General features: G+C 42.0%; 19 protein-coding genes, 2 tRNA genes and 2 rRNA genes (1 of these 23 running past the window's edge). 7 read left to right on the forward strand and 16 right to left on the reverse strand.

The features are described from left to right. The 6 genes from HW279_RS02205 to HW279_RS02230 all read right to left on the reverse strand — a co-directional run. Positions 1–232 (reverse strand): 23S ribosomal RNA (locus tag HW279_RS02205) (it extends 2,612 nt beyond the left edge of the window). A 208-nt stretch (positions 233–440) separates the two neighbouring features. After that, positions 441–514, reverse strand: a tRNA-Ala gene (locus HW279_RS02210). Positions 515–584: 70 nt separating this feature from the next. Further along, a tRNA-Ile gene (locus tag HW279_RS02215) sits at positions 585–658 on the reverse strand. A 142-nt stretch (positions 659–800) separates the two neighbouring features. Continuing rightward, positions 801–2,316 (reverse strand): 16S ribosomal RNA (locus tag HW279_RS02220). Together the 16S and 23S rRNA genes with 2 tRNA genes alongside form the textbook arrangement of a ribosomal RNA operon. A 309-nt stretch (positions 2,317–2,625) precedes the next feature. Then, positions 2,626–3,372 carry a hypothetical protein gene (locus tag HW279_RS02225; protein WP_178957796.1) on the reverse strand — a complete coding sequence of 249 codons (747 nt, stop codon included), beginning with the start codon at positions 3,370–3,372 and terminating at the stop codon, positions 2,626–2,628. An 11-nt stretch (positions 3,373–3,383) separates the two neighbouring features. Beyond that, on the reverse strand, positions 3,384–4,106 hold the full coding sequence (locus tag HW279_RS02230) for a metallophosphoesterase (protein WP_009420296.1): 723 nt from the start codon (positions 4,104–4,106) through the stop codon (positions 3,384–3,386). A gap of 583 nt (positions 4,107–4,689) precedes the next feature. Between HW279_RS02230 and HW279_RS02235 the strand changes: the two genes are divergently transcribed. The 4 genes from HW279_RS02235 to dusB all read left to right on the forward strand — a co-directional run bounded on the left by HW279_RS02235 (position 4,690) and on the right by dusB (position 8,096). Then, on the forward strand, positions 4,690–5,094 hold the full coding sequence (locus HW279_RS02235) for a DoxX family protein (protein WP_178957797.1): 405 nt from the start codon (positions 4,690–4,692) through the stop codon (positions 5,092–5,094). Positions 5,095–5,097: 3 nt separating this feature from the next. Beyond that, positions 5,098–6,303, forward strand: a complete 1,206-nt coding sequence (hflX, locus tag HW279_RS02240; protein ID WP_178957798.1) for a GTPase HflX — start codon at positions 5,098–5,100, stop codon at positions 6,301–6,303. After that, positions 6,284–6,985, forward strand: coding sequence for a transporter (locus tag HW279_RS02245; protein ID WP_178957799.1), 702 nt, complete (start codon positions 6,284–6,286; stop codon positions 6,983–6,985). The genes hflX and HW279_RS02245 overlap by 20 nt, the downstream gene beginning before the upstream one ends. A gap of 127 nt (positions 6,986–7,112) precedes the next feature. Continuing rightward, the gene (gene dusB / locus HW279_RS02250) at positions 7,113–8,096 is read left to right on the forward strand and encodes a tRNA dihydrouridine synthase DusB (RefSeq protein WP_178957800.1); all 984 of its coding nucleotides are present in this window, start codon (positions 7,113–7,115) and stop codon (positions 8,094–8,096) included. 4 nt (positions 8,097–8,100) lie between these two features. Here dusB and HW279_RS02255 read toward each other — a convergent pair whose 3' ends face one another. From HW279_RS02255 to HW279_RS02280, 6 genes are all read right to left on the reverse strand, one after another. Next, the gene (locus tag HW279_RS02255; protein ID WP_178957801.1) at positions 8,101–9,234 is read right to left on the reverse strand and encodes a DUF2062 domain-containing protein; all 1,134 of its coding nucleotides are present in this window, start codon (positions 9,232–9,234) and stop codon (positions 8,101–8,103) included. Continuing rightward, positions 9,231–9,713 carry a hypothetical protein gene (locus HW279_RS02260; RefSeq protein ID WP_178957802.1) on the reverse strand — a complete coding sequence of 161 codons (483 nt, stop codon included), beginning with the start codon at positions 9,711–9,713 and terminating at the stop codon, positions 9,231–9,233. The genes HW279_RS02255 and HW279_RS02260 overlap by 4 nt, the downstream gene beginning before the upstream one ends. Beyond that, positions 9,714–11,045, reverse strand: coding sequence for an RIP metalloprotease RseP (gene rseP, locus HW279_RS02265; RefSeq protein ID WP_178957803.1), 1,332 nt, complete (start codon positions 11,043–11,045; stop codon positions 9,714–9,716). It lies immediately after the preceding gene. 67 nt (positions 11,046–11,112) lie between these two features. Further along, positions 11,113–12,165, reverse strand: coding sequence for a 23S rRNA (adenine(2503)-C(2))-methyltransferase RlmN (gene rlmN, locus HW279_RS02270; RefSeq protein WP_178957804.1), 1,053 nt, complete (start codon positions 12,163–12,165; stop codon positions 11,113–11,115). A gap of 116 nt (positions 12,166–12,281) precedes the next feature. Next, positions 12,282–12,884: a nitroreductase family protein gene (locus HW279_RS02275; RefSeq protein WP_178957805.1), complete on the reverse strand. Its 603-nt coding sequence runs from the start codon at positions 12,882–12,884 to the stop codon at positions 12,282–12,284. Between the two features lie 252 nt (positions 12,885–13,136). Further along, positions 13,137–14,594 (reverse strand): MFS transporter, encoded by a 1,458-nt coding sequence (locus HW279_RS02280; protein ID WP_178957806.1) that lies wholly within the window; start codon positions 14,592–14,594, stop codon positions 13,137–13,139. A 1,004-nt stretch (positions 14,595–15,598) separates the two neighbouring features. Between HW279_RS02280 and HW279_RS02285 the strand changes: the two genes are divergently transcribed. From HW279_RS02285 to HW279_RS02295, 3 genes are all read left to right on the forward strand, one after another. Continuing rightward, positions 15,599–16,030 (forward strand): 2TM domain-containing protein, encoded by a 432-nt coding sequence (locus HW279_RS02285; protein WP_178957807.1) that lies wholly within the window; start codon positions 15,599–15,601, stop codon positions 16,028–16,030. 20 nt (positions 16,031–16,050) lie between these two features. Next, entirely contained in the window at positions 16,051–16,545 is a 495-nt protein-coding gene (locus HW279_RS02290; RefSeq protein ID WP_178957808.1) for a dihydrofolate reductase, read from the forward strand. Between the two features lie 217 nt (positions 16,546–16,762). Continuing rightward, a complete protein-coding gene (locus HW279_RS02295) occupies positions 16,763–17,329 on the forward strand; it encodes a 1-acyl-sn-glycerol-3-phosphate acyltransferase (RefSeq protein ID WP_178957809.1) in 567 nt (188 codons plus the stop codon). Positions 17,330–17,396: 67 nt separating this feature from the next. Here the strand turns inward: HW279_RS02295 and obgE are convergent, their stop codons facing one another. The 4 genes from obgE to menA all read right to left on the reverse strand — a co-directional run bounded on the left by obgE (position 17,397) and on the right by menA (position 21,526). Continuing rightward, on the reverse strand, positions 17,397–18,395 hold the full coding sequence (obgE, locus tag HW279_RS02300) for a GTPase ObgE (protein ID WP_178957810.1): 999 nt from the start codon (positions 18,393–18,395) through the stop codon (positions 17,397–17,399). A 6-nt stretch (positions 18,396–18,401) separates the two neighbouring features. Further along, the gene (locus HW279_RS02305) at positions 18,402–19,526 is read right to left on the reverse strand and encodes an adenylate kinase (RefSeq protein ID WP_178957811.1); all 1,125 of its coding nucleotides are present in this window, start codon (positions 19,524–19,526) and stop codon (positions 18,402–18,404) included. A 211-nt stretch (positions 19,527–19,737) separates the two neighbouring features. Then, positions 19,738–20,421, reverse strand: a complete 684-nt coding sequence (locus HW279_RS02310) for a metal-dependent hydrolase (protein ID WP_002673809.1) — start codon at positions 20,419–20,421, stop codon at positions 19,738–19,740. 76 nt (positions 20,422–20,497) lie between these two features. Then, positions 20,498–21,526: a 1,4-dihydroxy-2-naphthoate octaprenyltransferase gene (gene menA, locus HW279_RS02315; RefSeq protein WP_178957812.1), complete on the reverse strand. Its 1,029-nt coding sequence runs from the start codon at positions 21,524–21,526 to the stop codon at positions 20,498–20,500. Positions 21,527–21,608 lie beyond the last annotated feature (82 nt).

Genomic DNA, 21,608 nt, shown 5'->3' on the forward strand with positions numbered 1-21,608 from the left:
CTACTCTGGGAATCACTTTTGTTTTCTTCTCCTCCGCCTACTTAGATGTTTCAGTTCAGCGGGTTTGCCCATCTTTACGATGTAGTACATCTTCAATGTACTGGGTTGCCCCATTCGGATATTTGCGTATCAACTCGTATGTGCCAATCCACGCAACTTTTCGCAGCTTATCACGTCCTTCTTCGCCTCTGAGAGCCTAGGCATCCCCCATACGCCCTTACATAACTTTTCGCGCTTGTAGTCCTAGTCAATTGACAATTAACAATTGATAATTGACAATTATCTAGGTACCTCTCGTTCTCTTTGATTCTTTTTAATATTTTTTCGTTAGATTATCAATAAATCCTTATTGATCTCTTATGCTCTTTATCCCAATATGTCAATGTACGGTTTCCTCCCCCTTCCCCTCCCAAGGAGGGGTGTTTGTGGGGAAACTGTTGTGGAGAATAAGGGATTCGAACCCTTGACCCCCTGCGTGCAAGGCAGGTGCTCTAGCCAGCTGAGCTAATTCCCCATTTTCAGGTGTTAGGGGTTAGGGGTTAGGTGTTAGCACCCGTAGCTCTAACTTCTTTTTCTCTGCTTTGTAGTCCCAGGCAGACTCGAACTGCCGACCTCTACATTATCAGTGTAGCGCTCTAACCAGCTGAGCTATGAGACTTTGTTCTAATTAGCAAATTTGTAAATTAGCAAATTTGCAAATTTTATTTTGTTGTCAGCAAGATTTAAAGAATGAGGCTCCTTTTTATCAATTTGCTAATTACCAAATTTTCTAATTTGCTAATTAAATCGGTCGTCTCTAGAAAGGAGGTGTTCCAGCCGCACCTTCCGGTACGGCTACCTTGTTACGACTTAGCCCCAGTCACTAGTTTTACCCTAAACAGCTCCTCGCGGTGACCGTCTTCAGGTACTCCCAGCTTCCATGGCTTGACGGGCGGTGTGTACAAGGCCCGGGAACGTATTCACCGGATCATGGCTGATATCCGATTACTAGCGATTCCAGCTTCACGGAGTCGAGTTGCAGACTCCGATCCGAACTGTGACCGTCTTTATAGATTCGCGCCTGCTCACGCAGTGGCTGCTCTCTGTAACGGCCATTGTAGCACGTGTGTAGCCCAAGATGTAAGGGCCGTGATGATTTGACGTCATCCCCACCTTCCTCACGGTTTGCACCGGCAGTCCCATTAGAGGGCTCGACTTAACTCGTTAGCAACTAATGGCAGGGGTTGCGCTCGTTATAGGACTTAACCTGACACCTCACGGCACGAGCTGACGACAACCATGCAGCACCTTGAAAACTGTCCGAAGAAAAAGGTATCTCTACCCCTGTCAGTCCCCATTTAAACCTTGGTAAGGTTCCTCGCGTATCATCGAATTAAACCACATGCTCCACCGCTTGTGCGGGCCCCCGTCAATTCCTTTGAGTTTCATTCTTGCGAACGTACTCCCCAGGTGGGATACTTATCACTTTCGCTTAGCCACTCAGATTACTCCAAACAGCTAGTATCCATCGTTTACAGCGTGGACTACCAGGGTATCTAATCCTGTTCGCTCCCCACGCTTTCGTCCATCAGCGTCAATTAATTGTTAGTAATATGCCTTCGCTATCGGTGTTCTGTGTAATATCTAAGCATTTCACCGCTACACTACACATTCCAACTACTTCACAACCATTCAAGACCAACAGTTTCAAAGGCAGTTGCTTAGTTGAGCTAAGCGCTTTCACCTCTGACTTACAAGCCCGCCTACAGACCCTTTAAACCCAATGATTCCGGATAACGCTCGCATCCTCCGTATTACCGCGGCTGCTGGCACGGAGTTAGCCGATGCTTATTCATAAGGTACCGTCATCAAACTACGCGTAGCCCTTATTCTTCCCTTACAAAAGCAGTTTACAACCCATAAGGCCGTCATCCTGCACGCGGCATGGCTGGATCAGTCTTCCGACCATTGTCCAATATTCCTCACTGCTGCCTCCCGTAGGAGTCTGGTCCGTATCTCAGTACCAGTGTGGGGGACATCCCTCTCAGAACCCCTATCTATCATAGCCTTGGGGAGCCGTTACCTCTCCAACTAGCTAATAGAACGCATACTCATCTTTCACCACCGTAGCTTTAATAAGTGCACGATGCCGTGCTCTTATACCATAGGGTATTAATCCAAATTTCTTCGGGCTATCCCCCAGTGAAAGGCAGATTGTATACGCGTTACGCACCCGTACGCCGGTCTCAGTCACCCGAAAGTAACTTCCCCCTCGACTTGCATGTGTTAGGCCTGCCGCTAGCGTTCATCCTGAGCCAGGATCAAACTCTTCATCGTTAAAATCTTTTATATCTTCTAACCGATTCTTAAGTTATTGACTTCAGGTTTCACTCAATTCTTTAAATCTTCTTTGTGCTGTACAACATTATGTCAAGGTACGTGTTGTTCTTTCCGCTCCAAAGGCACTACTCTCCTCTTTTGCGGGTGCAAAGGTATAACCTTTTTATTTTCCTACAAAATTTTTATATACTTTTTTTTGAAAAAGTTTTATGTATTTTGGTAAGTGGTTGATTATAAAGTTTATAATTTTTCAACATTTCTTTATTTGTCCTACAAAACCCACCGTTTTTTTCATCGTTATAGCAATTATTGTGGTTGATATTTCCCTTTTTTGTATTGCATCTGTATCACATCTTCTTTACTATCAACCACCCTTTCAGCGCAAAATCCTTCCGCATCACGCTCTATTTTTATATGCTTAGTAACACGTGTCTCCTCTATGGTATAGAAACCTCGCACCTTATGATCTGAAATATGCAATTTGCTACTCATCTCTTTTTTTTCTCCCTCACAAGGAGTTTTTGCAGTTCCTCCCCTCGAAATATCAGCCGTATAAGAAAATATATCAGTGCTTAACACTTTTTGCAACTTCCTCCCTTTAGTAATAAAATAGGTGAGCACCTCCGAGCCCATAGGCTTATTTTTATCGGCATTCGAGAAAAACACCCTCACCTGATAGGCAATCGCTTTCTTCCCCAACAGTGGCGTCTGAGATGCCACTTCCAAACCCTGTAAGCGCCCTCTATCACTGTCTTCCCATTCACCTTCACCTATGTAGTAGTTATCTATCATCTGTTTCTGAAGATTGTACAAAACAACATAAACATCATAAAGCATTTTGTCCTTACTTCTTTTCTTTAAAGGAAAAACCACGAGCTTATGTATCGTATCTTCTTTTAGCCCTCGCTCCGTATAAAGTGCCCAATACACCTGACGTCTGTCGAGCTTAAATTTCGCCTCAATAGCTTTAAAAATAGCACTTTCATTTTGCAATTGTTCTTGTGCTACACCACACATCGGCAGTAATAACAGTAGGTATATAAACTTCTTCATTTTTTAATATTTTATTGATTGCGTCCTTGTTCTTCTGGATACAGTTTATAAACAGGCTCACTCTGCCAATATTCCTTCGTTTCAATATCCATAACCGTAAGGCGTCCTTTGAAGCCCGCCCCTGTATCTACATTTGCTACTCCGTTTATAATAAGAGGTTTATCAGTTCCCAAGCGCGTGGTAGGTGTATGTCCTATATAAATTTCATTATAGAGTTTCAAACGGTTAGGATAGTACTTATCCGTTTTAGGAAGACTAACGCTACAAGCAAGTTCCCAAAGCGTTCTATCCCAATAGTACATCTGTTCGAAATGCTCGTGAGCAATCCCCCGCAAATTAGTAAATCCCGCGTGAAGAAAAAGCCTATTTTTGCTATCCAAGTAGTAATTTTCAAGCGAGTTTATAAAATCAATATGAGCCTTTTTGCGCTCTGCTGAAACATTCCGATAAGCCTTTTCAGTAGCTTTTCCTCCGTGCAAACGCCAAAGAGTATCCATCTCTTTCCCTAAAAGAAACTCACGGCAAAGCGCATCGTGATTCCCTCTGAGGAACAAACAACGCTGTTTCTTTTGGTATCCGATGAGAAAATCCATCACCTCGGGAGTCTCACTCCAACCGTCAGCGTAATCACCAAGGAAAATAAGGTAGTCATCAGCTTGTATATCAGCCCTTTCAAGCACCTGCACCAAAGCGCGTAAAGCACCGTGTATATCGCCTATAACAAGAGTTCGCATAGTGTTTAATTTTGCTATTATTCGTCTGTGAAAAGTTCGGCAAAAGTAGTAATTTTTTTTCAATTATCAGAAAATCTCTAATTTCTCACCCGCCTATCGCGCTATAACCTCACATTACCTCCGTCATTCGTCCCCACATTCCCCCTCATTGAGGTAGCCAGCGACAGCTGGGTATGTGAGAAGGGGGAGGTTATCCCCTAGTGCCTATGGCCTAAGACCTATCACCTCTTCCTATTTCTTTCGCCTCGAAACCCCGTTTTTAACATTTTTAGCCTTGTTGTATTATATTATGAATCAATCACTTATACACCCTTTCTATACCAATCGTCCAAGATTCGTATAAGCTTCCTATAAGCTCTCTATAAGCTAACCCCACCCTCCTAACAGCCTTTTCTCACCAAAATTCCTCTCAACCCTCTTCTGAAATCTTCCGTTATCTTCCGAACCTCTCAATATTCCTCTATTTTCTAATTCTCTCATTTTCTAATTTGCTAATTTTCTCTGCCTGTCGTGCTACGAACTTGCTAATTTGCTAATTATTCCCTATCTTTGCCCCCGTAAACTTAAAAAACCCTTTTATAAAATGAAAAACAGAGATTTTGGACTCCTCGTCCTCCGCCTCACCATAGGCTTGCTTATGCTTCCTCACGGCATCAACAAATTATTACACGCCGATGCCTTTGGATATGTTCAAAGTACCTTAGTAGCCAAAGGTCTTCCCACCTTCATTGCCTATGGGGTATATCTTAGCGAAATCATCGCTCCTATAATGATTGTATTAGGCTTCCGAACCCGTTTAGCTGCTCTTATAATGGTACTCGGCGGAATTAGTACGCTCTTTTTGGCGTATGGAGGCCAAATTACCGCAGTTACGGCTCACGGTGGTTGGGCTCCTGAACTGCCTGGACTATTCCTTTTCGGTGCTTTAGCTTTGTTCTTTACCGGAAGTGGCAAACACGCCATTTCCTCTCGCCACAAATGGGATTAACGAATGTTAGAACAAATCAATCTTACCTACGAGAAAGTAGTACTTGTAGGGATTATCAATCAAACACAAACCGAAGAAAAATCTAAGGAATATTTAGACGAACTCGAATTTCTTACTTACACAGCTGGGGGTGAAGTGCTCAAACGCTTCACCCAAAAGCTTGATGTGCCTAACCCTAAAACCTTCATCGGCACCGGTAAGATGGAGGAAGTACAGCAATTTGTTGAAGAAAATGAGGTAGGTACTGTTATCTTCGACGATGAACTCACCCCTGCTCAACAGAAGAATATCGAGCGTATTCTCAAAGCAAAGATATTAGACCGCACAGGGCTTATTCTCGATATCTTTGCTCAGCGTGCACAAACCAGCTATTCGCGTACACAAGTCGAATTGGCACAATACGAATACCTCTTACCGCGCCTTACGGGTTTATGGACGCACCTCGAACGTCAGCGAGGCGGTATCGGTATGCGTGGTCCTGGTGAAACCGAAATCGAAACCGACCGCCGTATCGTGCGCGACCGTATCGCCCTGCTCAAAAAGAAACTCACCGCTATCGATAAGCAAATGGCTACTCAACGCAGTAATCGCGGAGCATTAGTGCGGGTGGCACTCATCGGATATACCAATGTAGGCAAATCTACCCTAATGAACGTGATAAGCAAAAGCGAAGTCTTTGCCGAAAATAAGCTCTTTGCCACCCTCGATACCACCGTGCGCAAGGTTGTGATTGAAAACCTACCGTTCTTGCTCAGCGATACCGTAGGGTTCATTCGCAAACTGCCTACCCAGCTCATCGAGTCGTTTAAAAGTACCCTCGACGAGGTACGTGAAGCCGATTTGCTCTTGCACGTAGTAGATATTTCGCACCCTAATTTTGAGGAACATATCCAATCAGTAAACCAAATATTAGCCGAAATTCACAGCGCCGATAAACCTACCATTATGGTATTCAATAAAATCGACGCTTATACAAACGAAGAAATTGCCGAAGACGATTTGGCTACCCAGCGCACTACAAAACACTTCACCCTTGAGGAATGGAAACAAACTTGGATGCAGCGAATGGGGCGTGATGTATTGTTTATTTCAGCTCTCAACAAAAACAATCTCGAAGAATTTCGCGAGGTGGTGTACGAAAAAGTTAAAGAGATACACATCACCCGCTTCCCTTTTAATAATTTTTTATATGAAAAAATCGAAGAATAACCTATTTTTACTCCTTTTGTGCCTGTGCTGCACTTCTTTGGCTATTGCTCAAAGTGATGAAAACATTAACACCGATCGCCCCGACCAAAGTGAAGGGGTGTACACGCTACCCAAAGGTCAGTTTCAAATAGAAAACGGATATGTTTTCAGCAAAGAAGATAGCAGTGCGAATCTAATGTTACGCTACGGACTTATCCCTAACACAGAAATCCGTTTAGAAGGCGATTTCGACCTCCGTACCCCCGATTTTAGCAGTACTACCTTCAGCGTAAAACAGCGTTTGTACGAATCCGAACAGCGTTTTATCCCCTCAGTAGGGCTCATTGGCTATGGGCAATACAGCAAAACAGATGCTAAAGCCTATACTTTCGATGCTTGCTTAGCGTTCGAGAGTTCCCTCACCGATGCACTTTCATTAGCTTATTGCGCTAGTAGTTCTGGACAATTTGAAAATTTGGATGTTACCGCCCAAATCAATTATGCTCCCAACAATAAGTTTTGGACTTTTGTAGAATATTACGCCTCCTATAATGGCACGCGTGCTCCTGAGCATAATATCAATGCAGGAATTGCGTACCTCCTAAAACCTAATTTTCAAATAGACCTCAGCGGAGGGCGTACCCTTTGGCAACCAGAAGCTCAATATTTTGTAGGGGTGGGAATAGGATATTTATTCATTTAACAATATGCAAAGTTTCGCCCGAAGTATCGCTTTTGCATCTCTAATTCCCCTCACAGAGAGGGCAGAAAGAGGTTTCTTCATTATTAATCGCTAACCATTAATCATTAACAATTAATCATTAAAAAAATTGCCTAAAATAGGAAACATAGATTTAGGAGATTTCCCTTTATTGCTTGCTCCTATGGAAGATGTAAGCGATCCTCCCTTTCGTCGCCTCTGTAAAATGCACGGAGCTGATATACTTTACAGTGAGTTTATCTCCTCCGAAGGACTCATACGCGACGCCATTAAAAGCCGTCAAAAGTTAGATATTTTCGATTACGAACGCCCCGTAGGCATACAAATTTTTGGAGGTGATGAAGAAGCAATGGCGCTCTCAGCTAAAATCGTTGCCACTGTAAACCCCGATTTAGTAGACATCAACTTTGGTTGTCCTGTAAAGAAGGTTGTAAGCAAAGGCGCAGGAGCGGGGGTTTTGAAAGATATCGATTTGATGGTGCGCCTTACCAAAGCTGTCGTAAACAGTACCCATTTACCTGTAACCGTAAAAACGCGTTTAGGCTGGGACGAGCAAAGTATCAATATAGAAGAAGTAGCCGAACGTCTGCAAGATGTAGGTATCAGCGCACTTACCATTCACGCCCGTACCCGTAGCCAGATGTACAAAGGTCACTCCGATTGGAGCTACATTGCCAAAGTGAAGAACAATCCTCGTATCCATATTCCTATTTTTGGTAACGGCGATATCGATAGTCCTGAAAAAGCCTTAGAATACCGCAATACTTACGGTGTTGACGGCATAATGATAGGTCGTGCAGCCATTGGTTATCCGTGGATATTTAATGAAATAAAGCATTATTTTGCAACGGGAGAGCTTCTCCCCTCCCCTACTATATCCGATCGTGTAGAAGCTGCTAAAAACCATCTGTTATGGTCGGTAGAATGGAAAGGTGAACGACAAGGAGTGTTGGAAATGCGCAGGCATTATGCTAATTATTTCAAGGGGATTCCTAATTTTAAAGAACATCGCCAGCGATTAGTAACGTTAGATTCCTCAGAAGAAATAATAAGAGAACTCGAAGTAGTGAGAGAATTAAAAAGGGAAGTCTAATAATCTAAGCTTTTTTACTTTTTATTTTTAATAAACCATAGGTAAGCATTCCTAAAACAAATGAAGCAGTAATCGCCAAAGTAAAACTCCCTACTAAGTATTGCAACAAATTGTTTTTGATGTATTCCATTGTGGTGAGGTCTCCTTGCGGAAGAATCGTGCCCCCCACAAAAAAAGTACCTATTTTAAGAGAAGTGAAAATAAGCACCGGTATCATTGGAGGAATACTCACATTCGAGCAAATAAAAGCCAATGTTTTGTTCAAATTGAAGAATACCGCCAAAGTAATAGTAAGTATGGTTTGAAATCCCCAAAAAGGCGCAATGCCAAAGAATACACCTAATGCTACCGAACCTGCCTTCACACTATCGCTACTGTCGCTCTCTAATATATCTTCTTTAATAAAACGTTTGAGACTCTTCTTCTTAGCATCTCTAAAAAAATTACGCGGTTTGATATAGAAGAGCGCAATGAGCACCAACACACTATTCAGCACACTGATACGCATAAAATCCCTAAACGGACGAAAATGGGAAACTCGTTCTTCGGGGTCGTACAGCACTTGTATAGGTACATTCTTCAATTGTACCCCATTCCAACTACTGCGCACTAATATCTCTATCTCAAACTCAAACTTTTCGGTGTAATATTTCCTAGGAATGTACTGCAAAGGATATAACCTATATCCTGATTGTGTATCAGGAAGATTGACGCCCGTTTCGAGGTGAAACCAGAAGTTAGAAAATTTATGTCCGAAGCTACTTTTCTTAGGTACCCCGTCTTGGGTCATATTCCTACTACCTACCAATAGAGTAGTTTCGCTTTCCGCTTCGATAGTAGCTATAAATACAGGTATATCTTCAGGGTAATGTTGTCCGTCGGAGTCGATGGTAAGGGCGTAGTCGTAGCCTAAATTGCGGGCTTTGTTAAAGCCTATCCGCAGGGCGTTGCCTTTACCTTTATTCTTAGGAAGATGAATAATAGTGAGCTCAGGGTAACGCGCGAGTATATCGGGAGTAGCATCGGTAGCGCCATCATTCACTATGATAATGTGAGAGGTATAGCGAAGCACTCCATCAATCACACGAGCGAGGGTTTTAGCATTGTTATAAGTAGGAATTAAAACGCAATAGTTCATAGCCCCATTTTCTTTTTCTCTTCATCGTTAAACACTTTCGACTTCTTTACAAACCCAGCTATATACTTTTGTAGTTCACGGGTTTGCTGAGCGTAGTGCGCGAGTATAAAATCCTTATCGGCAGTGATGTCTTTGCGATAGGGTACTACTTTGGGCAAGTGTTCTTGCACACTGAGGCGTATAAGGTGGAGTTCAGCGTTTTGAGGTTGCTGTTTGAGGGCGTTTTCTAACAGCGGTTTGCCCTCTTTGAGCAGGGCAATACGATTACCTCCAAATTTTGCTAATATCATCTTACTCGCGCCTTTATAAGCACTTAACACCACATCGGTAGTAGGAGTATTAGCCATTAGTTCTGCAAAAGCTACAGCGTTTTCTTTGCTATCGGAAGCCGTAGTATAGGCAACGCGTACTTTCTCAAGGCTCTGCGCTTGCAGTGCTCCAAAACTCAAGAATAATATGATGAAGTAGATGTGTTTCATTTACTTGTTAAATATCGCTCTATACAAGTCACTACCATTAGCATATAGCAAAAGGGCTATTAAAATAGCAAAACCTACCATTTGAGCGTGTTCTAATACTTTTTCACTCGGTTTTCTACCCGTTACCATTTCGTAGAGGAGGAATACCACGTGTCCGCCATCTAAGGCTGGGATAGGTAAAATATTCATAAAGGCTAAGGCAATAGATAGGAAGGCAGTAATATGCCAAAAAGCGAGCCAATTCCAAGACGATGGGAAGAGCTTTCCTATAGAACCAAAGCCTCCTACTTCACTCGCACCCTTCTTGGTAAAGATAAATTTAAACTGGGCTACATAGTCGTGTAGCACATTGTAACCGTATGCAATTCCGTGACTGAGGGCTTCTCCTAAACTGTACGTCTTATGGGTAAATTGTACCTCTCCTTCGGTTTGCATACCGCTGATACCTATTTTTTTATTACTGTCAGGCAGAACGCTGAGAGTCATTGGCTCTCCGTTGCGCTCAATAGCAAAGGTGAGAGGAGTGTTCTCAGGAGCCATTGCAAGAGCAGGGGTTACATCGGAGAAATAGTAAATAGGTTCTCCATTGATGCTTAACAGCTTATCGCCCTTTTGTAAACCTGCTTTCTGGGCAGGCATTCCCACTATTACTGTATCGATAACAGGTTTTACTTTTACACTAAAAGGAGTCGTTTCTCCACGTAAATAGAGCATCTTCCCAATAGAATCAGGGAGATATAGAGTACGCACAGTTCCGTCTTGTCCTTTTACGGTAAGCTCACTGGTATTGCGCAATAAGATGTATTTACTTACATCGGCTACGCTTTCTAAGGGTTTGCCATTAATAGCGGTTACAATATCGCCGTTCTGGAACCCATAAGCGCGCATTGTGCGGGTTACTGCAAAACCTTCCTTAATACCTTCGGGTTTGAGCTGGTCTTGCCCCCAAGTGAAGAGTATCATCGCGTAGATAATGAAGCCCAAGAGCAGGTTTACCGTTACACCACCTACCATAATGATAAGGCGTTGCCACGCAGGTTTAGAACGGAACTCCCACGGTTGTGGAGGTTGCGCCATTTGCTCCTTGTCCATACTCTCATCAATCATACCGGCAATCTTCACGTAGCCACCCAACGGTAGCCACCCAATGCCGTATACTGTTTCGCCTATCTTCTTCTTAAAAAGGGCAAACTTCACATCGAAGAAAAGAAAAAACTTTTCTACTCTTGTTTTGAAGAGTTTAGCAGGTATAAAATGTCCTAATTCGTGTAGGACTACTAAAATTGAAAGACTCAGAATCAGCTGAGCCGCTTTTATTAAAAATACTTCCATTCTAATTTAGGTAAAAGATAAAAGGTAAAAGGTAACAAGTGATATGACGCAAATGTTATGCCACCATTCACTTTTCACTATTCACTTTCTTATTTGCTAATTGTCCGCAGGCAGCATCGATGTCTTTACCACGGGAGTGGCGAACGGTAACGGTGATGCCTGCCTCTTCAAGCATTGTTTGGTAAAGTTCAAGCGCCTTAGGGTCGGCTTGTTGAAATGCTCCATCGTCAATAGGGTTGTACTCAATGAGGTTTACCTTAGAAGGGGCAAACTTACAAAACTTTATCAGTGCTTCTACGTCCTTCTTCTGGTCGTTGATACCCTTCCACACCACATATTCGTAGGTGATGCGATTTTTGGTTTTTTGATACCAATACGCTAAGGCTTCGCGTAATTCTTCCAGTGGAAATTGCTCATTGAAAGGCATAATGCCCGTTCGTACACTGCCAATAGCCGAGTGCAAAGATACAGCTAATTTGAATTTTACCTCATCATCAGCCATTTTTTTTATCAATTTGGGGATACCCGAAGTGGATAGCGTAATGCGTTTAGGCGACATTCCTAAGCCCTCAGGCGAAGTAATCTTGTCGATTGCCTTCAATACATTATTATAGTTCATCAGCGGTTCGCCCATTCCCATAAATACTATGTTAGAGAGCGGACGACCAAAGAAAGCGCGACTCTGCTCATCGATTACCTTTACTTGGTCGAATATCTCATCGGGGAGGAGATTGCGCATACGTTTTAAGCGAGCAGTGGCACAAAACGAACAGTTGAGACTACACCCCACCTGACTGGATACGCAAGCGGTGGTGCGGGTATCGGTAGGAATTAGCACCGACTCTACTAATAACCCGTCGTGCAAACGCACAGCGTTTTTAATCGTACCATCGTTACTGCGCTGCATCACATCTACTTTGATATGGTTGATGCTAAAATGTTCAGCGAGCATCTCGCGAGTAGCTTTGGGCAGGGAGGTCATCTGCTCAAAAGTATGCACGCCTTTCTGCCACAACCATTCATATACTTGGTTGCCACGGAAAGGTTTATCGCCATTGCTCTCGAAGAAAGCGCGAAGTTCCTCCTTAGTAAGAGCGCGTATGTCGCGTTTTTGTTGCATATATTTGTGTTAGAGATAAGGCTGTCGCCTTAGAAATCTTACAAATCAATTCAAATCAAACAAAGAAGTAAAAATAAAGCTGTTGGCTTCAACTTTGGCAAAGTTTACGACCCTAATTATAATTTAAAATCCTTTACTACCTCTTCTAACGGCAAGCGCGATTTTGGGCGCAAGTGCAACTGATTGCTGTCCTCAGGGTCACGATAGCCTATCGCCACCGCGAAGAGCGTAGTGTATTGAGGTTCATTCAGAAGCTTGTCGTATTCGGTATTGACAATACATTCCATAGGAGTACTATCGATGCCCATAGAAGCACACGCACTGAGAAAAAATCCTAATGCGATGTACACTTGGTTGTTTATCCACGCATAGAGTCCTACATCACCTTTGGGTTTTTGCACTTTATGATAGAAGTTGAGTCCTGTTTCGGTAGCAGCTTTAGCGAGTTTTTTTTCAAATGAAGGCAAAGCACTATTCGCCATAAACACTACTAAATGACTTGCTTTTTTAACGCGCTCTTCATTGATAAACGACACTTTGGCGAATGCTTCCTTAGTAGCCTCATCACTTATGAAAACAAATTGCCAAGGTTGAGAATTGATAGATGAAGGAGCGAGGCGCAATATTTCTTTGAGTTTAGCGATATCCTCATCGCTCACACGTTTAGAGCTGTAATGTTTAGTAGTATAGCGGGTTTGTGCTAATTTTAAAAAATCCATAGTGTTTTGTTTTTAAGTTTAACTTTTAATTTCAAGGTGCAAAGGTACGGCGTAATTAGCAATTTAACAAATAAGGAAAAAGGTAAAAGGTATGGCAGGTGAAATATAGTTAAAAATCAAGAGGTTATTCGAAGGTTATTCGAATCTAAGGCTACGGTAAGACAAAAAAAGTCCGCTCTCGATGGCTTTCTCAGAGAGGTAAAGGCAACGAAAGCGGAGTTTAACCTAAGAGTAAGAAAAAAGTTAGATTTATTAAATTGATTCTTTTCTTACCATTATTTTGTTATAGACATATAGTGATAGGGCAGCAAAGACCCCTATTCCACAAATAAGATACCACATTTTGTTCGGGTTATAAGTATTCCAAAGCAAATCGGTGATTTGAGACTGACTGAGACCTAACTTCTGACTTGCCAAATCGAAATATTCCTTTTTAGTGAGGTTTTCAGGCATTGTAATGGCTTTATTTGTGAGTTCGGTTTTTAATAAAGTATATTTATCAGACCATTTTTCGTATAAATCACCAGAAATAAGCCCTGCAATATAATTACCTACCGCCACAGGCAAAAAATAAGTGCCTTGATAGAGGGCTTCCTTCCCCTTAGGGGTGATTTGAGCGATAAAAGCTGAAAGCGTAGGGCTAGCAGCCATTTCGCCTATGGAGAAAATCATAGTGCCAATAATGGTAAACCACACATTATTGAACATAAAAGTGAGCGTTACCCCTATGGTTCCGATAATCGTACCGCGAATCATTGCGCTTACGTGAGTCATTTTGGTTACGAAATAGGATACAACTACCTGAAAGAAGATAATCATAAACGAATCGATATTGATGAACCATTCGGCTTTTACTTGTCCTTTTTCGGTGAGGATAGTGCCTAAGAAAGGCAAATGATGGTTAATCCAGGCACTTACTTTGGAGGAATCTACCCAATCTTCGATAAAATTAGGCAGGGTGTAGAACAGCTGGTTAAACATCGTCCAAAAGCCGACCATCAGTATGAGCAATATGGTAAGGCGACGGTCTTTGAGTGCCTCTATAATGTGCATTATAGATTCTTTGATTTCAGTGAGGATAGGTTTGCTGTCGCGTTGTGCCATTTTAGGTTCTTTGAAAAAGAATAAAACTACCAGCAGGTTGATAACCATTACCACCGCAGCTTGCAGGAAGATAATGCGCCAACCGAGGGTAGTGCGTAGGTAAGACGACATTGCAGGACCTAAGAAGCCTCCGACGTTCACCATCATATAGAAGATACCGAAGCCCATTGTACTGGTGCTTTCATCGGTATTGCGGGCAACGGTACCGTTGATAACGGGTTTGAAGAAGCCCCCTCCAACGGCGGCAAAAAGGAACATCATATACATCGACCAATAGGTGTTTACTTCACCCATTAGGTAATAGCCTATCGCCATTATAGTACAAGAAATGACCAAAGAGAGTTTGTAGCCTATACGGTCGGCTATCACGCCAAAGACGAGTGGCAAAAAGTACTGTATAGCGGTTACGTTGCCTATAATACTTCCTTTTTCGGTATGCGAAAGACCTAATCCTCCTTGGTCAGTTGAAGCTACTAAATACAAGGGGAGAAGGGTAAAGATACCGTAGAAGCCCCAACGTTCCATCAGTTGGAGGAAACTTGCTACCCAGAAGTTGGGAGAGAAAGTTTTGAGTGTTTGACCGAAGGATTTTTTATTTTCTGACATAGTTCATTTATTTTTAATATCTGTTTGAAAAGGCTCTGAGATTCTCAAAGTTTGAAACTTTGGTTAAGTGCAGGGTGCATCACTTTTTACCTTTTGATTCATAGTATACTCTGAATTAAAGTGCAAAAATAAGAGCATTTTTGCTTCTATAAAAATAAAAAAGGGGTTTTATACAAAGGAAGTTGGAGATGTTATAAATATAACAATGCTCATAATGCCATTAATACCGAATAATGCCAATAATGCCAATAATACCAAATAATCAACTTTGGCAAAGGTGCGAGTCGCACAGGCAGTGTTGAGTCGCACAGGCAAAATTTAAAGTGTGTGTCGCAAAAAGTGACGCATAGGAGCTTTCGGAAGGAAACGGAAAAGAACGGAAGAGAGTTGAGAGGAGTTTTGGTAAAAAAAGGCTGTAAGGAGGGTGGGGTTAGCTTATAGAGAGCTTATAGGAAGCTTATACGAATCTTGGACGATTGGTATAGAAAGGGTATATAAGTTGTTGATTCATACTGCAATACAACAAGGCTAAAAATGTTAAAAAAGAGGTTTCGAGACGAAAGAAAGAGAATCCTCACCCCGTTCACATACTCTCCTATTCGGAGACTTCTCCCAAGGAGAGGGGGGAGTGTTGTGACGGAAAGGAGAAGGGATAATTAGGGAATTAGCAAATTAGAAAATGAGAAAATGGGGAGGTGTGGGGTCTTAGGGAATAGGCACTAGGGAATAACCTCCCCCTTCTCACATACCCAGCTGTCGCTGGCTACCTCAATGAGGGGGAATGTGGGGACGAATGACGGAGGTAATGTGAGGTTATAGCGCGACGGGACAGTCGTAGCAGGGCTGGTAAATTAATTGGCAAATTTATGTGAGGCATACAGGCGTTTTATTAATAGCAGATGAACAGAAGAGAAGTGACAAAAATAATATAAATAGTGTATAATTCTTTCGTAGATAGCATATTTTTCTTACTTTTGCACCAAAATCTTAAAAACAGATATAGAATGACAGACACTCAACTCACTCCCGAACAATATGAACTTTTCAAAAATGCTGAAAATCGTCTCAAGCAGAAACGATTGTTATATCTTCACTTTTTTGCCTTTGTGTTAGGCTGTATCTTTTTTGTAGTAGCCAATAAGGTATTAGACTACGGAGCGACCTATAATTGGTATTTATGGGCGATACTCTTGTGGCTTTTCATCTGGCTGTGGCACGCTATGAATGTATTTGTATTGCATCGCTTCTTAGGGAAAGAATGGGAAGAAAAGCAACGCGAACAACTGATAGCAGCCCAACAGAAGAAACTCATAAAGATGGAAGCCGCAGTAGAAAAAGAGTTTGCTACACAAAAGGAACAAGCAAAACGGGAATTGGCAGCTGAACAGGCTGAGAAAGATAACGAGCAAACTAATACGCCGCCTACAAACTTTTAACTGTTCACTTTTCACTAAATATGATAACTCTTATAGCTGCTGTTGCCGAGAATAATGCTATTGGCAAAGGTGACCAACTGTTATGGCATTTGCCTGAAGATTTTAAGCATTTTAAACGCCTCACGACGAGACACTGCATTATAATGGGGCGAAAGACTTTCGAGACTTTCCCGAAGCCTTTGCCTAATCGTATACATATTGTTATTACGCGCCAGAAAGGGTATGCGAAAGAGGGAGCTGTGGTGGTTTCTTCACTTGAAGAGGCGATAGAAAAGGCTTTGGCAATAGACCCCAACCCTTACGTGATAGGCGGTGGAGAAATCTATGCGCAAGCCCTCCCCTTTGCCGATGTGATAGAACTCACACGGGTACATCACACTTTTGCCGAAGCTGATGTATTCTTTCCTGAGTTTAACCGTGAAGAATGGGAATTAGTAGCCTCTGAGCGTTTTGAAAAAGACGAACGGCACGCTTATGGGTTTACTTTTGAAAGATACGTCGTAACACGGTCGTAGCACGACGGGTAGCCGTAGCACGGCGGGCAGTCGTAGCACGACAGGCAATTTTGTAGTGATTATAATATACTAATACTGGTAGTGAAATAGAAAATATTACGCGTAAAAGCGAGTTAGTCGTAGCACGACAGGCAATTTTGTAGTGATTATAATATACTAATACTGGTAGTGAAATAGAAAATATTACGCGTAAAAGCGAGTTATAAATAGAATAAAGATGAAAAAATGGATTGGTTCCTTTGCCTTATGGCTAATGGGGTGGAAGATAGAATTGCAAGGTGATTTGAAAACCTTAAACCGCTGTGTGTTAGTAGTAGCACCACATACTACTAATTGGGAGTTTGTTTTGGGAATCTTGGCTTATTGGAAGATGGAAAAACCGATTAAACTCATTATAAAAGATGCGCATACTAAAGCGTGGTACGGCTGGTTAGTGCGCAAGTTAGGAGGGATTGGCATCAATCGTTCACAGCGCAATCACTTGATAGAATTTGTTACTGAACTCTTTAAGAAAGAAGACTTTAGCTTAGTAGTAACCCCCGAGGGCACGCGTTCTAAGGTGAACAAGTGGCGTATGGGCTTCTATCATATAGCACTTTCTGCCCAAGTGCCTATAGTTTTAGGTGCTGGTGATTTCAAGAAGAAAATGATATATATCGGGAAGACCATTAGCATAGAAGACTTACAAACGCTACCGCAAGAGCAAATAATGGAGAAAATACAGAACTTTTATAAGGATATTACTCCTAAATACCCCGAGCAGTGGAACCCTAAAATTTATTGATGTGAAAGCAGTCGTTATAAGGAATTGAATAATATAAAAAGTCAGCTTTTATAGCTGACTTTTTATATTATTGTATCATTTCCCAAAGTTTGTCTTTCAGTTGCTGAATACCTTTGCCCGATACCGACGAGATAAACAAGAAAGGCGTATCACCTAATCCTGTTGCTACTTCTTGCCGAATGGCTTCGGTGAGCTCGTCGTCTAACATATCCGATTTTGAAATGGCTATGAGGCGGTCTTTATCCAGTAGTTCGGGGTTGTATTCTTTGAGTTCATTGAGCAAGATGTGGTATTCGGCTATGATATCCTTGCTGTCGGCGGGAATGAGGAATAGCAATACCGAGTTGCGCTCTATATGTCGCAAGAAGTAATGCCCCAAGCCTTTTCCCTCGGCTGCTCCTTCTATAATCCCAGGTATATCGGCTACTACAAACGATTGGTAATCGCGGTTTTGCACAATACCCAAGTTGGGTTTGAGAGTTGTGAATGGATAGTCGCCTATTTTTGGCTTAGCAGAAGTAATTACCGATAGCAGTGTAGATTTGCCCGCATTGGGAAAGCCTACAAAACCTACATCGGCTAACACTTTTAACTCTAAAAGCAACTCGCGTTCTTCACCAGGCAGACCTGGTTGGGCGTAGCGCGGGGTTTGGTTGGTAGCTGTGCGAAAATGCCAGTTGCCTAACCCTCCTTTGCCTCCGCGGAGTGCGATAATTTCTTGTCCGTCTTCAGTGATTTCAAAGAGTACTTCCTCGGTTTTAGCATCTTTAACAATGGTTCCTAAGGGGACTTCCAAAGTAATATCTTTACCGTCGGCACCAAAACTACGGTTAGCTCCTCCGGCTTCTCCGTGTTCGGCGCGGAAGTGCTGTTGGAACTTGAAGTGTATGAGTGTCCAAAGGTGTTTATTGCCACGCAAGATGATATGCCCCCCTCGACCGCCATCGCCTCCATCAGGGCCTCCTTTGGGTACGAACTTCTCGCGGTGTAGGTGCATAGAGCCTGCGCCTCCTTTGCCAGAGGCGGCGTATATCTTTACGTAGTCGGTAAAATTGCCTTCGGTCATTGGGGATTATTCAGCTTTAATTTTGTCGATAGTCTCAGAAAGGCGGGTGGTAATTTCTTCGATAGTACCTATACCATTAATTGCGTGATATTTCCCTTGTGTTTGATAGAAAGCAATGAGAGGGGCTGTTTTCTCGTTGTATTCGGTGAAACGATTGCGTATTTTCTCTTCGTCTTGGTCGTCGGTGCGACCGCTCACTTTACCGCGCTCTACCAATCGTTTGATGAGCACCTCGTCATCAGCTTCCAAAGCAAGAGTACCGTGAATGCGCATTCCTTTGCTGTCTAAGAAAGCATCGAGGGCTTCGGCTTGTGCGATAGTACGAGGGAAGCCGTCGAAAATAAATCCTTCGGCATTAGGGTTCTTTTCAACTTCCTCTTGTAGCATTTGTATAGTAACTTCATCGGGTACGAGGTCGCCTTTATCCATATACGATTGAGCGAGTTTGCCGAGTTTGGTTTCGTTCTTGATGTTGTAGCGGAAAACATCGCCGGTAGAGATGTGTACTAAGTTGTATTTATCTTTCAAAAAAGCGGCTTGGGTGCCTTTGCCAGCTCCTGGTTTGCCGAAAAGTACTAAATTTGTCATAGTTAATGAAGTGTTTAATTGATATACTTGGGGTAAGTTACGCGCTATCTCGTCAAAATCCAATCCATAGCCCACGATAAATCGGTTAGGGATAGGTTTGCCTACATAGTCTATTTTTAGGTCTTTTTTGTAGGCATCGGGTTTGAAGAATAAGGTAGCCACGCGGAAAGATTTTACCTTTTTGTCTTCGAAAATGCGGTAAATCTCTTCTAAGGTATTACCGGTGTCGATAATGTCTTCCAAGATTACCACATCACGTCCTTCCACTGGGGTAGAAAGCCCAATGAGTTGGTGTATTTTCCCAGTAGACTGGGTACCCTCGTAAGATGCCATTTTTACAAATGATATTTCACATTCGCCTTTGTAGTGCCTTAGAAAGTCGGCAGCGAACATAAAAGAACCGTTGAGTATGGCGATGAAAATAGGGCGTGATTCTTGCAAATCTTGATATACCTCGCTTGCCATTCGTTCGGCAATTTGGTTGAGTTCCTCGGCAGATACGTAAGGCTCAAAGGTCTTATCGTGTATTTTTATCAGTTCCATTGTTTAGTCATTAGTGATTAGGGTTTAAATTCCAAATTCTTTTTTTATTTTCCTTTTTACTTCCTCAATTTAATTGATGCTCCTTTTGCAATTGTTGGCTTGTCTCCTAAAATAAATTGCAAAAGTAATCAATTTTAATGAATGAGCAAAATCTGTTTTTTCTAAATATTGTAAAGAGCAAAGCTATAATAAACGTCGCTTTCCTCATAATTTATACAAAAATAGATTGTCCTATATCTGTTAATATCAGCTCTTTGCCTTTTGCCTTAAAACTCCTCTTTGCTAAATCCTTATCATCTAACTTAATGAGGTTAAAAGTGTCGTAATGATACCCCAACACCTTGTTGCATTTCACAAAGTCCGAAGCCATAATCGCATCTTCCACGTCCATTGTAAAGTTACCTCCAATGGGCAATATAGCTAAGTCCAACTTATAACGCACCGGTATGAGTTGCATATCAAAATACAAAGCCGTAGCCCCCGATACGTATACCGTCTTTTCCAAAGTTTTAATCACAAACCCACAAGCGCACCCGCCGGCAGTGCCATTTTCAAAGGTAGAAGAATGCAACGCTGGTACCATCTTCACCGACCCAAATGGGAAACTGTACAATCCTCCCAAGTCCATAGGGTGTGAATTTTCAATTCCCAAATTAAAAAAGTAATTAGAGATTTCAAAATTCGAAATGATTTGCGCTTTCGTGCGCTTAGCTATCTGCTCCACGTCCGATATATGGTCTTGTTGCGCCGAGGTTATCAAGATGTAATCAGCAGGAATCGTATTGATATCTATATGGCTTGCCAAAGGATTATTAGCAATAAACGGGTCTACAAGCAAATGTGTATCGCCTATTTTAATGCTCACACACGAGTGTCCGTAATAAGTTACCTCCATAGTTATTATGTTTTTTAGTGTATTTATTTAATATATATAACGTCCGTTACTATCTCCTTCTTTCGTTTAACTCTCCTTAAAATATATGTATCAAAATCCCCACAAAAAAGAGTACCGAAAGCAAAAAAGTACTCAGGGCTACTATCTTTAATTCTTTATCAAGCTGTTTGAGTTCCATATTTCGTTTTACAGTGAGCAAATGTCCTATTAAAGGCAGAAAAGCAACTAAGTACAGAAGCTCCCAGCGCATTTGCAAACGCATCACCGAAAAGCCCAACATTGCTACCATCGCCAATATAACTAAATAATAATGATAATATTTAGCCATCGGAATTCCCATTTTCACTACCAATGTATGCTTGCCCGAACGCTTGTCATTCTCATAATCGCGCATATTATTTAGGTTCAGCACTGCTACGCTCAGCAAGCCAATAGCAATAGCGGGCAACCATATAACCTTATTCAAGCTCTCCGTGTATAAGAAATAACTGCCTACCACGCTCACTAACCCGAAGAATACAAACACAAATAGGTCGCCCCAGCCCCGATATCCATAAGCCGATTGCCCCACAGTGTACTTGATAGCCGCTACCACACACAGCACTCCTAAAACAAAAAACACCGAGATATATAACAGATTTTCTCTTCCAAAAGCCCTATAAATAAGCACCACAGCCGAAAGTAACGACAGTAAAGCAGTGATAAGTACAACGTTCTTCATCTGCCTACGCGTAACTTTCCCACTCTGCAAAGCTCTTGTAGGACCTATGCGGTGCTCATTGTCCGTGCCCTTTACCCCATCGCCATAATCATTGGCAAAGTTCGAAAGTACCTGAAACAAAATAGTGGTAAGCAGTGCCCAACCAAAAATCTCCCACCTAAAAGCATAAGGGTCTTCGCGAAATGCCAAAGCACTCCCCGTGATAATCCCCGCAACCGATAAGGGTAAGGTGCGCAACCTCGCTGCTTTCAAAAGAGTTATGATATCCATAGAGCCTGCAAAATTACAAATACTAATGACAAATACAATAATATATTCTAATAATTCTTTTTGCTTTATACTTTTCTCTAAAAATGATTTCAATACCCCTGCTCCAACTTTCAAAGCTCATAGAGATTACTAAAAAAGATATTTATTTCGTTATGAAGATGATTTTTGGAATGTTTTTCTATAAAAATAGTATTTG

The sequence above is a fragment of the Capnocytophaga sp. oral taxon 903 genome (genome assembly GCF_013394785.1).
Taxonomy (GTDB): domain Bacteria; phylum Bacteroidota; class Bacteroidia; order Flavobacteriales; family Flavobacteriaceae; genus Capnocytophaga; species Capnocytophaga ochracea.

What these genes read in the sequence shown, in the direction of transcription:
- HW279_RS02225 (WP_178957796.1), bottom strand. Translation starts at nt 3,372, where the DNA reads ATGAAGAAGTTTATATACCTACTGTTATTACTGCCGATGTGTGGTGTA.
- HW279_RS02230 (WP_009420296.1), bottom strand. Translation starts at nt 4,106, where the DNA reads ATGCGAACTCTTGTTATAGGCGATATACACGGTGCTTTACGCGCTTTG.
- HW279_RS02235 (WP_178957797.1), top strand. Translation starts at nt 4,690, where the DNA reads ATGAAAAACAGAGATTTTGGACTCCTCGTCCTCCGCCTCACCATAGGC.
- hflX (WP_178957798.1), top strand. Translation starts at nt 5,098, where the DNA reads ATGTTAGAACAAATCAATCTTACCTACGAGAAAGTAGTACTTGTAGGG.
- HW279_RS02245 (WP_178957799.1), top strand. Translation starts at nt 6,284, where the DNA reads ATGAAAAAATCGAAGAATAACCTATTTTTACTCCTTTTGTGCCTGTGC.
- HW279_RS02255 (WP_178957801.1), bottom strand. Translation starts at nt 9,234, where the DNA reads ATGAACTATTGCGTTTTAATTCCTACTTATAACAATGCTAAAACCCTC.
- HW279_RS02260 (WP_178957802.1), bottom strand. Translation starts at nt 9,713, where the DNA reads ATGAAACACATCTACTTCATCATATTATTCTTGAGTTTTGGAGCACTG.
- rseP (WP_178957803.1), bottom strand. Translation starts at nt 11,045, where the DNA reads ATGGAAGTATTTTTAATAAAAGCGGCTCAGCTGATTCTGAGTCTTTCA.
- rlmN (WP_178957804.1), bottom strand. Translation starts at nt 12,165, where the DNA reads ATGCAACAAAAACGCGACATACGCGCTCTTACTAAGGAGGAACTTCGC.
- HW279_RS02275 (WP_178957805.1), bottom strand. Translation starts at nt 12,884, where the DNA reads ATGGATTTTTTAAAATTAGCACAAACCCGCTATACTACTAAACATTAC.
- HW279_RS02280 (WP_178957806.1), bottom strand. Translation starts at nt 14,594, where the DNA reads ATGTCAGAAAATAAAAAATCCTTCGGTCAAACACTCAAAACTTTCTCT.
- HW279_RS02285 (WP_178957807.1), top strand. Translation starts at nt 15,599, where the DNA reads ATGACAGACACTCAACTCACTCCCGAACAATATGAACTTTTCAAAAAT.
- HW279_RS02290 (WP_178957808.1), top strand. Translation starts at nt 16,051, where the DNA reads ATGATAACTCTTATAGCTGCTGTTGCCGAGAATAATGCTATTGGCAAA.
- HW279_RS02295 (WP_178957809.1), top strand. Translation starts at nt 16,763, where the DNA reads ATGAAAAAATGGATTGGTTCCTTTGCCTTATGGCTAATGGGGTGGAAG.
- obgE (WP_178957810.1), bottom strand. Translation starts at nt 18,395, where the DNA reads ATGACCGAAGGCAATTTTACCGACTACGTAAAGATATACGCCGCCTCT.
- HW279_RS02305 (WP_178957811.1), bottom strand. Translation starts at nt 19,526, where the DNA reads ATGGAACTGATAAAAATACACGATAAGACCTTTGAGCCTTACGTATCT.
- HW279_RS02310 (WP_002673809.1), bottom strand. Translation starts at nt 20,421, where the DNA reads ATGGAGGTAACTTATTACGGACACTCGTGTGTGAGCATTAAAATAGGC.